This window comes from Dongia sp. (assembly GCF_041905885.1).
In the GTDB taxonomy this organism is placed as follows: domain Bacteria; phylum Pseudomonadota; class Alphaproteobacteria; order Dongiales; family Dongiaceae; genus Dongia.
Map to the genome: position 1 here is coordinate 33,212 of NZ_JAYRKD010000005.1, position 11,759 is coordinate 44,970.

Annotated in this window: 11 protein-coding genes; 6 read left to right on the forward strand and 5 right to left on the reverse strand. The window is 65.6% G+C overall.

Annotated features, from left to right (window positions below; genetic code table 11):
• Window positions 1–14: 14 nt before the first annotated feature.
• Window positions 15–1,859, reverse strand: a complete 1,845-nt coding sequence (gene ilvD / locus ACH2CY_RS06420; protein ID WP_395017218.1) for a dihydroxy-acid dehydratase — start codon at window positions 1,857–1,859, stop codon at window positions 15–17.
• A 235-nt stretch (window positions 1,860–2,094) separates the two neighbouring features.
• On the opposite strand from ilvD, the gene efp reads away from it, so the two are divergent.
• The 5 genes from efp (at window position 2,095) to ACH2CY_RS06445 (ending at window position 7,222) form a co-directional block, all read left to right on the forward strand.
• Window positions 2,095–2,661, forward strand: coding sequence for an elongation factor P (efp, locus tag ACH2CY_RS06425; RefSeq protein WP_395017221.1), 567 nt, complete (start codon window positions 2,095–2,097; stop codon window positions 2,659–2,661).
• Between the two features lie 12 nt (window positions 2,662–2,673).
• Complete coding sequence (locus ACH2CY_RS06430; protein WP_395017224.1) at window positions 2,674–3,465, forward strand: inositol monophosphatase family protein; 792 nt, start codon at window positions 2,674–2,676, stop codon at window positions 3,463–3,465.
• 165 nt (window positions 3,466–3,630) lie between these two features.
• Window positions 3,631–4,821 (forward strand): OmpA family protein, encoded by a 1,191-nt coding sequence (locus ACH2CY_RS06435; RefSeq protein ID WP_395017227.1) that lies wholly within the window; start codon window positions 3,631–3,633, stop codon window positions 4,819–4,821.
• Window positions 4,822–4,870: 49 nt separating this feature from the next.
• The gene (locus ACH2CY_RS06440) at window positions 4,871–6,025 is read left to right on the forward strand and encodes a flagellar motor protein MotA (RefSeq protein WP_395017229.1); all 1,155 of its coding nucleotides are present in this window, start codon (window positions 4,871–4,873) and stop codon (window positions 6,023–6,025) included.
• A gap of 6 nt (window positions 6,026–6,031) precedes the next feature.
• On the forward strand, window positions 6,032–7,222 hold the full coding sequence (locus ACH2CY_RS06445) for a peptidoglycan -binding protein (RefSeq protein WP_395017231.1): 1,191 nt from the start codon (window positions 6,032–6,034) through the stop codon (window positions 7,220–7,222).
• Here ACH2CY_RS06445 and ACH2CY_RS06450 read toward each other — a convergent pair.
• From ACH2CY_RS06450 to ACH2CY_RS06465, 4 genes are all read right to left on the reverse strand, one after another.
• Window positions 7,203–8,078, reverse strand: a complete 876-nt coding sequence (locus ACH2CY_RS06450) for a DMT family transporter (RefSeq protein ID WP_395017234.1) — start codon at window positions 8,076–8,078, stop codon at window positions 7,203–7,205. The two genes, ACH2CY_RS06445 and ACH2CY_RS06450, sit on opposite strands and share 20 nt — an antisense overlap.
• A gap of 55 nt (window positions 8,079–8,133) precedes the next feature.
• Entirely contained in the window at window positions 8,134–8,565 is a 432-nt protein-coding gene (locus tag ACH2CY_RS06455; RefSeq protein WP_395017237.1) for a GFA family protein, read from the reverse strand.
• Window positions 8,566–8,570: 5 nt separating this feature from the next.
• Window positions 8,571–10,277: a 2-isopropylmalate synthase gene (gene leuA / locus ACH2CY_RS06460; RefSeq protein ID WP_395017240.1), complete on the reverse strand. Its 1,707-nt coding sequence runs from the start codon at window positions 10,275–10,277 to the stop codon at window positions 8,571–8,573.
• Window positions 10,278–10,738: 461 nt separating this feature from the next.
• Window positions 10,739–10,915, reverse strand: a complete 177-nt coding sequence (locus ACH2CY_RS06465) for a YdcH family protein (protein WP_395017242.1) — start codon at window positions 10,913–10,915, stop codon at window positions 10,739–10,741.
• 198 nt (window positions 10,916–11,113) lie between these two features.
• Between ACH2CY_RS06465 and ACH2CY_RS06470 the strand changes: the two genes are divergently transcribed.
• Window positions 11,114–11,758 carry a UbiX family flavin prenyltransferase gene (locus tag ACH2CY_RS06470; RefSeq protein ID WP_395017245.1) on the forward strand — a complete coding sequence of 215 codons (645 nt, stop codon included), beginning with the start codon at window positions 11,114–11,116 and terminating at the stop codon, window positions 11,756–11,758.
• The last annotated feature ends 1 nt before the right edge of the window (window position 11,759 follow it).

Genomic DNA, 11,759 nt, shown 5'->3' on the forward strand with positions numbered 1-11,759 from the left:
CGCTTATCCAGGCCTTATGGTACCACCCGCACCGCACCTTTGGCAGCACTCGTGGTCAGTGCCGCATAGGCGCGCAGTGCCGTCGTCACCCGGCGATGCCGTTTCTCGGCCGGCTGCCAACCGGCAGCGCCCTTAGCGTCCATCGCGGCGCGGCGCTTCGCAAGCTCGGCGTCGCTCACCCCGAGATTGACGGTACGATTCGGGATATCGATCTCGATCCGGTCGCCTGCCTGGACCAGGCCGATCGCGCCGCCCTCCGCCGCTTCCGGCGAGACATGGCCGATCGACAGGCCCGAGGTGCCGCCGGAGAAGCGCCCGTCGGTGATCAGGGCGCATTGCTTGCCCAGTCCCTTCGACTTCAGATAGCTGGTCGGATAGAGCATCTCCTGCATGCCCGGACCGCCCTTCGGTCCCTCGTAGCGGATCACCACAACGTCGCCGGGCTTCACCTGGTTCAGCAGGATCCCTTCGACCGCGGCATCCTGGCTCTCGAAGATCTTCACCGGGCCGGAGAATTTCAGGATCGATTCATCGACGCCCGCCGTCTTCACGATGCAGCCTTCGAGCGCGATGTTGCCGTAGAGCACCGCGAGGCCGCCGTCCTTGCTGAAGGCATGGTCGATGTCGCGGATGACGCCCTTCGAGCGGTCGAGGTCGAGGCTGTCGAAGCGCTGATCCTGGCTGAACGCGGTCTGGGTCGGCACGCCGCCCGGGGCGGCCTTGAAGAAGTGATGGATCTTCGGGTCGTTGGCGCGGGTCACGTCCCAGCGATCGATCGCATCGCCCATGGTGGCCGAATGCACGGTCGGGAGATCGCGGTGGATCAGGCCGCCGCGCTCGAGCTCGCCCAGGATCGACATGATGCCGCCGGCGCGGTGAACGTCCTCGATGTGAACGTGGGAGACCGCCGGCGCCACCTTGCAGACATTCGGCACGCGGCGCGACAGGCGATCGATGTCCTTCATGGTGAAATTGACCTCGCCCTCATAGGCGGCGGCCAGCAGATGCAGCACGGTGTTGGTGGACCCGCCCATGGCGATGTCGAGGGTCATCGCGTTCTCGAAGGCCTTAAACGAGGCGATCGAGCGGGGCAACACGCTCTCGTCGTCGCCTTCGTAGAAACGCTTGGTCAGCCGCACCACGGTGCGGGCCGCTTCCAGGAACAGCTCCTTGCGGTCGGCATGGGTCGCCAAGGTGGTGCCGTTGCCCGGCAGCGCCAGGCCGAGCGCCTCGGTCAGGCAGTTCATCGAATTGGCCGTGAACATGCCGGAGCAGGAGCCGCAGGTCGGGCAGGCGCTGCGCTCGATCTTGTTCACCTCTTCATCCGAGATCTTGTCGTCGGCGGCGGCGACCATGGCATCGACCAGATCGAGGGCCACCAGCTTGCCGTCCTTCATGACCATCTTGCCGGCTTCCATCGGGCCGCCGGAGACGAAGACGGTCGGGATGTTGAGGCGGAGCGCCGCCATCAGCATGCCGGGCGTGATCTTGTCGCAGTTGGAGATGCAGACCAGCGCATCGGCACAATGCGCGTTCACCATATACTCGACCGCGTCGGCGATGATCTCGCGCGAAGGCAGGCTGTAGAGCATGCCGTCATGGCCCATGGCGATGCCATCATCGACCGCGATGGTGTTGAACTCCTTGGCGACGCCGCCATTGGCTTCGATCTCGCGGGCGACCATCTGGCCGAGGTCCTTCAGGTGCACGTGGCCCGGCACGAACTGGGTGAAGGAGTTGGAAATGGCGACGATCGGCTTGCCGAAGTCGCCGTCCTTCATGCCGGTCGCGCGCCAGAGGCCACGGGCCCCGGCCATGTTGCGGCCATGGGTGGAGGTGCGGGAACGGTACTGGGTCATGGTCGGGCGGTCTCCTTAAAGGCGCCACCCCATCCGGGGACGCCAGGCAGTCCACAAGCCGGCTTCGCCGGAGGGGTTGGAGTTAACACAGTAAACCCTTGCCAACCAATCGGAATCAGGTATGGAAGCGGCGCGCGGAAAGCATGCGTACGGGCCGGTTTACGCGGCCCCCTGTTCCTGGTAGTTTCCGCGCCGATTTTCCCAAACTTATCAATCGAATGAGCGGATTCTAGCGATGAAGATCAACGGCAACGCCATCAAGGTCGGCAACATCGTCGAGCACCAGGGCAAGCTCTGGCGCGCGGTCAAGACCATGCACACCCAGCCGGGCAAGGGCGGCGCCTATCTCCAGGTCGAACTTAAGGACATCCGCACCGGCACCAAGTTGAACGAGCGCTTCCGCTCCTCGGAGACGGTCGAGCGCGTGCGCCTGGACGAGCATGAATACTCGTTCCTGTTCGCCGATGGCGACGACTACACCTTCATGGAGCAGACGACCTACGAGCAGATCACGCTTAACGCCGAACTGATCGGCGAACCGGCCGTGTTCCTGCAAGAGGGCATGGTGGTGACCGTGTCGAGCTATGAAGGCTCGCCGATCTCGGTCTCGCTGCCCGAAACCGTGATCATGGAGCTGGTCGAGGCCGATGCCGTGGTGAAGGGGCAGACCGCTTCCTCTTCCTACAAGCCGGGCAAGCTGGAGAACGGCGTTCGCGTCATGATCCCGCCGCATATCGCCGCCGGTACCCGCATCGTGGTCAACACCTCCGACGCGACCTACGTCGAACGCGCCAAAGACTGAGATCAATATAAGATGGCCACCCGTTCCGCCGTCATCAACGTGATGGCCAAGGCCGCCGACAAGGCGGCGCGCGCATTGAAGCGCGACTTCGGCGAAGTCTCGCAGCTCCAGGTCTCGAGCAAGGGGCCGGGCGACTTCGTCTCCACCGCCGACCACAAGTCCGAGCGCACGATCCGCGAGGAACTCCAGAAGGCGCGGCCGAATTTCGGCCTGCTGATGGAGGAGAGCGGCGCGATCCCCGGCAGCGATCCCGACCATACCTGGATCGTGGATCCGCTCGACGGCACCACCAACTTCCTGCACGGCGTGCCGCATTTCGCGATCTCGATCGCCCTCCAGGCCAAGGGTGAGATCGTCGCCGGCCTGGTCTTCGACCCGATCCGCGACGAGACCTTCTGGGCCGAGAAAGGCGCCGGTGCCTTCTGCAACGACCGGCGCATGCGGGTCTCGGGGCGGAAGCAGCTGCCGGAATCCCTGCTCTTCACCGGCATTCCCTTCATCGGCCATGGCGACCGGGCGAAGTTCGGCCGCCAGCTCGACGCCGCCATGCGGGAAACCGCCGGCGTGCGGCGCCTGGGTTCGGCATCGCTCGACCTGGCCTATGTCGCGGCCGGCCGCTGCGAAGGCTATTGGGAAGAAGAGATCTCGATCTGGGACATCGCGGCCGGGATCCTGCTGGTCAAGGAAGCGGGCGGCTATGTCAGCGACTTGAAGGGCGGCCAGACCATGCTGCAGTCGGGTTCGGTGCTGGCGACCAACAGCATCCTGCACGCCCCGCTCCAGGCCCTGCTCGGCAACGTCTGACCCAGCCGTCGGTCCCGACTCGGGAAGCCTGATGGGCGGGAAAACCCAAACCCGCCCATGGCTTGCCGCCGCCGCAACATCGTTGTGGTTTTTCAAGGGCATGCGTTGTAGTTTTGTGCGCCTTGGTTAGGCCAAGGCCACAGGATGTCTCGCTGGCAGGCAATGATGACGCTTCGGGCTGGTCGCCGCGCTTTTTATCTCGGTTTCGTCGCGCTCTGCGGCATCGGCGGCGGCACCCTGCCGGCCGCGGCGCAGAGCTACCTCGCCGATAACGGCAGCAACGTCACGGTCGATTACAGCGTGATCGGCCTCGGCTCCGGGCCGGGTCCGGTGACGCGCGGGACATTGCCCGGCGCCGCCATGCCGGTGGGGAGTTGCAGCTGCGCCAATGCGCCGATGGGCGTGATCGCCGCGGCGCCGCGGCCGACCTTCACCAACCCGTTCAACACCCAGGTCACCCAGGCCCCGGCCGTGCCGCCGGGCTTCATGGCCTATTCGCAAGTCGCCGGGTCCTCGAGCAGCGGCGGCGCCGTCGTGCTGCGCGAACCCAGCGCGCCGACGCAGATGGCGGCGAGCGAGCCGGCGCCGGTCGAGCAGGCCCCGGCCGAACCGCTGCCGTCCAGCACGGAGACCCAGACCGGATCCTCGAGCGAAGCCGCGCCGGCCGAGCCGACCCTGTCGAAGACCACGCCGACCCAGAGCGAGTCGAGCACGCCCGGCGATCAAGCCGCGGCGCCGAGCGGTGGGACCACCCCGCCGGCCCAGCCCGAGGACATGCCGACCGAAGTGCCCTCGCCGGTCGAGCAGCCGGCAGCCCAGGCCCCCGCCGCGGCCCCGACAGCACCGGCCGAGACCACGCCGGCTCCGGCCGAGACCCAGACGGCGGAAGTCCCGCCCGAGACCCCGCCGGCCGGCACTGCCGCGACCAGCACCGAAGCGCAGCCCGAGGGCGAGCAGCAGGCCGCCGTCGCGGCGCCGGAATCCACCCCCGCGGCACCGGCCGAAGGCACCACGCCGCCGGCCGCCGAAGGCACTGGCGCGCTGCCCGCCGGCGCCTCGCGCATCCTTTACACCGGCGAGTCCGACGAGGTTCCGGCGGAGAGCACGGCCACGCTCGACGCGATCGCCCAGGACATGCTGGCCAACACGGACAAGCGGATCCAGGTCCTGTCCTATGCCGCCGGCACCGAGGACACCGAGAGCAAGGCGCGCCGGAAGTCGCTGGCCCGGGGTCTCGCGATCCGCAGCTATCTGATGAAGGCCCAAGTGCCCTCGACCCGGATCGACGTCCGCGCGCTCGGCAACAAGGCCGAAGGCGGGCCGGCCGACCGCGTCGATATCATCCCGGCCAACTGATCCGCGTGCGACCTCTCATCACTCCGGCCCCGAGGCATAGAGCGATCGCATGAGCCGACCGACAAGCCAGCTTCTGTGGATGATCGTCGGCCTGCTGGCGGCGGGCTTCGTGGCCGGCTGGCTCTGGGACCAGATCGTCCTCGCCTTCTTCCACAACCCCTTCCTAAACTCCTTCATTCTCGGCGTGCTGGCGGTCGGCGCGCTCTACCTGTTCTGGCAGGTGATCCAGCTCAATTCCGATATCTCCTGGGTCGAGAATTTCCGCACCGGCGGCCATAAGCTCAGCTCCGCCCAGCCGCGGCTGCTGGCGCCGATGGCGGCGATGCTGCGCGACAAGACCGGCGGCAAGCTCAGCCTCTCCGCCTCGGCGATGCGCTCGCTGCTGGACGGCATCCAGTCGCGGCTCGATGAAAGCCGCGAGATCTCGCGCTATCTGACCGGCCTGCTGATCTTCCTCGGCCTGCTCGGCACCTTCTGGGGATTGCTGAACACGATCGATTCCGTGGCCGCGGCGATCAAGGGGATGAAGGTCGGGACCAACGGCGATCCGGCCAGCATGTTCGAAAGCCTGAAGCAGAGCCTGGAAGGCCCGCTCTCGGGCATGGGCATCGCCTTCTCCGCCTCGCTGTTCGGCCTCTCGGGCTCGCTGCTGCTCGGCTATCTCGATCTCCGCGCCGGCCAGGCGCAGGCGCGCTTCTTCAACGAGCTCGAGGACTGGCTCTCGGGCCAGACCCGGATCAGCTCCGGCGGTGCCTTGATCGAGGGCGACCAGCCGGTTCCGGCCTATATTCAGGCTCTGCTCGAACAGACGGCGGAAAGCCTGGGCGAATTGCAGCGGACCATCGGACGGGCGGAAGACAACCGCCACCAGCAGGGCACCAATTTCAAGCTGCTGGCCGACCAGATCGGCCAGCTGAACGACCAGCTGCGCACCGAGCAGCAGGTCATGCAACGCCTCGCCGACAGCCAGGGCGAGATGCGGATGTTCATGCAGCGGCTGGGCGAGCTCGCTTCCAGCGGCGGCTTCGGCCTCGACGCCAACAGCCGCAACCACTTGCGCAACATCGACGGCCTGCTGAACCGCTTGGCCGACGATCTCGCCCAGGGCCGCACCATCGCCGTCCAGGACCTGCGCTCGGAGATCAAGGTCCTGACCCGCACGATTGCCGTGGCGGCGGGCCTCGAGCGCACGCCCGGAAGCTAAACCACCATGGCCCTCGCCAGCCGCCGCAGACGCGCCATGGAAGCCTGGCCGGGCTATGTCGACGTGCTGTCGACCTTGCTGATGGTCATCGTCTTCGTGCTGATGATCTTCGTGGTGGCGCAGCTCTATCTCTCCCAGGCGCTGACCGGCAAGGACCAGACTCTCGCCAAGCTCTCGCAGCAGCTGAACGAGCTTTCCGAGATGCTGTCGATGGAGCGCGGCAATTCCCAGCAGCTGAAGGTGCAGCTCTCGCAGCTCTCCTCGGCATTGACCAAGTCCACGCAGGAGCGCGATGCGCTGCAGAACCGCCTCACCGTGATCATCGGCGAGCGCGACAACCTGAAGGCCCAGCTCGGCGACGCCCAGTCGAAGATCGAGGACGCCGAGGCCAAGCTCGCCGCCAGCAAGGAGAAGCAGAAGCAGCTGGAAGAGGCCTACAAGACGATCGAGGCTGACCAGAGCAAGATCACCGCCTTGCTCTCCGACATCGCCGCGCTCGAGAGCCTGCGCGACGACCTGCAGAAGAAGCTGCTGACCGCTGACGAGAACGCCAAGCAGATCACCAGCCAGTCGGAAGCGCAGGTCGCGCTCTTGAACCAGCAGATCCTGGCGATGCGCGACCAGCTGGCGCAACTGGCCTTGGCGCTCCAGGCCTCTGAGCAGAAGAGCAAGGAGCAGCAGGTCCAGATCGCCGACCTGGGCTCGAAACTAAACTCCGCCCTAGCCTCCAAGGTCGAGGAGCTGGCGCGCTATCGTTCCGAGTTCTTCGGGCGGCTGCGCGAGGCATTGGGCGAGCGCCGGGATATCCGCATCGTCGGCGACCGCTTCGTGTTCCAGTCGGAAGTGTTGTTCGCCTCAGGCTCGGCCGATATCGGCCAGGCCGGGCGCGACCAGCTCGACACGCTCGCGACCACGCTGATCCTGATCACCAAGGAGATCCCGGAGGACATCAACTGGGTGCTCCGGGTTGACGGCCATACCGACAAGCGGCCGATCACCAGCGGTCTCTATCCCTCGAACTGGGAGCTCTCGACCGCCCGCGCCATCGCCGTGGTGAAATATCTCGCCAGCAAGGGCATCCCCGAGGACAAGCTGGCCGCGGCCGGCTTCGCCGAGTTCAGCCCGCTCGACCCGGGCGACAGCGAAGACGCTCTCACCAAGAACCGCCGCATCGAGTTCAAGCTCGACCAGCGCTGAGCCGCAGCTCCGCGATCAGATACCAAAGCACCGAAGCCAGCACGATTACACCGCCAACCAAGGCGGCGGTGCCGGGCTGCTCGTTGAACAGCAGCCAGACCCAGAGCGGCGCCAGCACCACGTCGAGCATGCCGACCAGCCCCGCCTCGCCCGAGGGGATGTAGCGTCCGCCGATCAGGAACAACACGTAAGCGCCGGCCGTGGTCGCTATGCCGAAGGCAAGCAGGATGCCAAGCTGCTCTGGATCCGGGATCTGCGTGGACGCAAACGGAAAGAAGATCAGTGCGCAGAGAGCCGCGCCGCCGCCGTTGACCGGCGCCATCTCCAGGGTCGGGTAGCGGCGCGCCATCACCAGCTGGGTGGCGAAGGTGCCGGTCATCAGCAGCGCCACGGCACAGCCCAAGAGATCGTCGAAGCTGGCTGAGGCACCGGCCATGATCGCGACGCCGAGGAAGGCGACCCCGGCCGCGACCAGCATGCGGCGGCTGGGCCGCTCGCCGTTCCACAGGAAGCCGATGCCGGCGGCGATGAACGGCACCGTCGCATAGACGATCATCACATTGGCGACCGTGGTCAGCCAGACTGCCACGACGAAGGAGGTCATCGAGACCAGCGCGATCGGAATCGCGATCAGGCCAGGCCGCCCCAGACGTCGCAGGGCATCGAGGCTGCGCCCGCGGTGCAACACAGCGATCACCACCGCCAGGGCCAGGGCCGCGAACAGCGAGCGCCAGGCCACCATGGTCCAGAGGTCGAGCGCCGCCAGTGCCCGCACGAACAGCCCGCCGGTGCTCCAGAGGACACCGGCCAAGGCGACCAATGTCACGCCGTAAGAACGGCTGCCGACCCACTGCATGCACTTCCCCCCGACCTGGTCGGATACGTATAGCGCGAGAACCGGCCGGAAGCTGTCAGGATGCGCGGAAGTGCCGCTCGTATTGCTCGACCAGCGGGGTCAAGTCAGACCATGGGCGGCGGGAGCGCAGGTAGATATGCTTGAAGGCGACGGCCTCCGGCCGGATCCAGCGCGGGTCGTCGAAGGCGCCGGCCGGCAAGGTGCGCAATCCGGGCGCCAGTTCCAAGGTGAAGCCGAGATTGGTGCCGCAGTTGCGGCAGAACTCCACGTCCAGCCAGCGGCCCGACTCATCGGAGTGGTGCCGGTATTTCGCGGGCGCGCCGGTGAAAGCCACCTGCCCGCTCTCGAACACGACTTCGGTGCCGAAGGCGCTGCCGGTGCGGCGCTGGCACCAGGTGCAGTGGCAGAGGGTGACGCGCAACGGTTCCCCGGTCGCCGTGAATCGCACGGCACCGCAGACGCAGCCGCCGCTGCGCGTCCCCTCCATTCGGGCTATTCGGCGGCGCCGGCCGTCTCGCGGACCTTGCCAAGCTTGGCCCGGTTGGCAGCCGAGACCACGGCCTTGAGGCTGGCGGTCACGATGTTGGGGTTCATGCCGACCCCAAACACGGTGCGGCCGTCATTGAGCCGGGTCTCGAGATAGGCCACGGCCGCCGCATCGTTGCCGAGACCGACCGAGTGCTCGCGGTAATCGACCACCTTCAGCTCGATGCCTGAATGCTTCTTCATCGCATCCATGAAGGCATCGATCGGGCCGTTGCCGCGGCCGGTGATCTCGACCTCTCCGCCGTTCTCGCGGAGCTTGGCGGTCAGGTTCCGGATCTCGCTGGCATGGGTGTCGGTCAAGGTCTGCTGGTCGATGAAGGCATAGGGCTCCTCGAGCCCGAGATACTCGTCGTTGAAGGCGCGCCAGATCACCTCGCTGGAAATCTCCTTGCCGGTCTTGTCGGCGATCTCCTGGACGATCTGGCTGAACTCGATCTGCAGCTTCCGGGGCAGGCTGATGCCGTAATCCTTCTCCAGGATATAGGCGACGCCGCCCTTGCCCGACTGGCTGTTGATGCGGATCACCGCCTCGTAGTCGCGGCCGACGTCCTGCGGATCGATCGGCAGATAGGGCACCGCCCATTCGCCGCTGTTCGACTGCTTCATCGCCGCGAAGCCCTTCTTGATCGCGTCCTGGTGCGAGCCTGAGAAGGCGGTAAAGACCAGGTCGCCGGCGTAAGGGTGACGCGGATGCACGGGGAGCTGGTTGCAGTATTCCGCGGTCCGCATGATGTCGTTGATGTCGGAGAAATCGATCTCCGGATCGACGCCCTGGGTGAACATATTCAAGCCGAGGGTCACGAGATCGACGTTGCCGGTGCGCTCGCCGTTGCCGAACAAAGTGCCTTCGATGCGATCGGCACCTGCCATCACTCCCAGCTCGGCGGCGGCAACACCGGTGCCGCGGTCATTGTGCGGGTGGAGCGAGATGATCGCGCTCTCGCGGTTCTTCATCTTGCGGCAGAAGTATTCGATCGAATCCGCATAGATGTTCGGCGTCGACATCTCGACGGTGGCCGGCAGGTTGAGGATGCACTTCTTCTGCGGCGTCGGCTCCCAGACATCCATCACCGCCTCGCAGACCTCGATCGCATAGTCGATCTCGGTGCCGGTATAGCTCTCCGGGCTGTATTGATAGACGAACTCGGTCGAACCGGTCTGCTTCTCGGCCAATTCGCGGACCAGCTTCGCGCCGTTGACCGCGATCGCTTTGATGCCGGCCATGTCCTGGTTGAAGACGACGCGGCGCTGCAAGGTCGAGGTCGAGTTGTAGACATGGACGATCGCGCGGCGTGCGCCGATCAACGCCTCATAGGTACGCTTGATCAGGTGGTCGCGCGCCTGGGTCAGCACCTGGACGGTGACGTCGTCGGGGATGTGCTTCCCTTCAATGAGCTCGCGGCAGAAATCGAAATCGGTCTGCGAGGCCGAGGGGAAGCCGATCTCGATCTCCTTGTAGCCCATGCGCACGAGGGTCTGGAACATGCGCATCTTGCGCTCAGGTCCCATCGGCTCGATCAGCGCCTGGTTGCCGTCGCGCAAGTCCACCGAGCACCAAATCGGCGCCTTGGTGATGGTGCGGCCCGGCCATTTGCGGTCGGGCAAGTTGAACGGCTGGAACGGCTTGTACTTGGTACTGGGGTCAACGCGCATGGCGGACATCCTCAAAAATCTCTTCAACAACAGGTTCGTCGAAAGCGGCGTGACGCGAAGCCCGGCCGCCGGCCGTCACCCTGGCCCCGGCGGCCGCCGCGAAGTCGCAGCCGCGCCAGCAGGGAATCGTTCAAGGCATCGATCGTCGTGAAACTGGGAGACATGACATAACCCGTTGTTAGAACTGGAAAAATCGACTTTTCTGCAGGGCGGGCTTCGGACGAAGCCCTGCGGCCGACGCGATCAGCGCGTCGGGGCGATAAGTCGAAGGAGCTCCAGGGGGAAACGGGTCGCGGTCATGAAATAAAATTAGCCGGACTGCGCCGACCGGGTCAAGCGACCATTCAGGTCAGCAAGTTTCACCTATCGGGCGGCTCAACCTCTGGGGCAAGCCGCCCGTGGGACGTGAAGGACCGCGCTTTCCGCTCAGGAAAGGCGATCTGGCATCGGCTTGGATGGGTTCAGCGGCCCGCGTGGCGTTGGATGCTGAACAGCTCGTCTTTTATCCGCAGCTTTTGTTTCTTGAGGTCGTGGATGACGTCGTCATCGGGGTGGGGTCTGCACTCTTCGGCAGCGATCTTGGCATCGAGGTCTGCATGCTTGATCTTGAGAGACTCAAGATGTGGCTCTGCGTTCATTCCCAACTCTCCCGGTTAGCAGTTGCGGTGGACGCTGCGGTTTGCGTCGGTGGGACGTTTAGAGGCACAATGCTAACTCCAATCCGCGACCGGAGTAAATGACAGAGCGCAGGCGGCGGGCGATTCGCCGCGGCAGTCCAGCTCCGTTAAGCTTTCGGCAAGCAAAGCCCGCGCCATTCCAGGAAACCCGTCATCTCCATGATTTCCCGTCGATCTTCGGCCCCCAAGAGCCCTGCACCCGCCGCGCATCATCCGGCGCGCCTGGTTGTCGGAATTTCCGGAGCTTCCGGTGTTGTTTATGGGCTACGCCTGCTCGAACTGCTGAAGCCGACGGTGATCGAGACTCACCTGATCATGTCCCGCACAGCGGAACAAACCCTGGCCTACGAGACCGATTGGAAGCTGAAGGACGTCAAGGCGCTGGCCGACCAGGTGCACGGCGCTGACGACCTGGCGGCGCCGATCTCCAGCGGCTCGTTCCAGACCATGGGCATGATTGTGGCGCCCTGCTCGGTGAAGACCCTGGCGGAGATCGCGACCGGCGTCACCGCCACCCTGATCTCGCGCGCCGCCGACGTCACCTTGAAGGAGCGCCGGCGCCTGGTTTTGATGGTGCGTGAAACTCCGCTGCATGCCGGGCATTTAAAGAACATGCTCGCAGCAACCGAGATCGGCGCGATCATCGCCCCACCCGTCCCCGCCATGTATGCGCGGCCGCAGAGCCTCGAGGAGATGGTGGATCACAGCCTCGGCCGCGTGCTCGACCTGTTCGGCATCGACAGCGGCCGCGTCAACCGCTGGGGCCAGCAAGCACGCCGGCGCGGCAAGTCGAAGCCGCGATGAC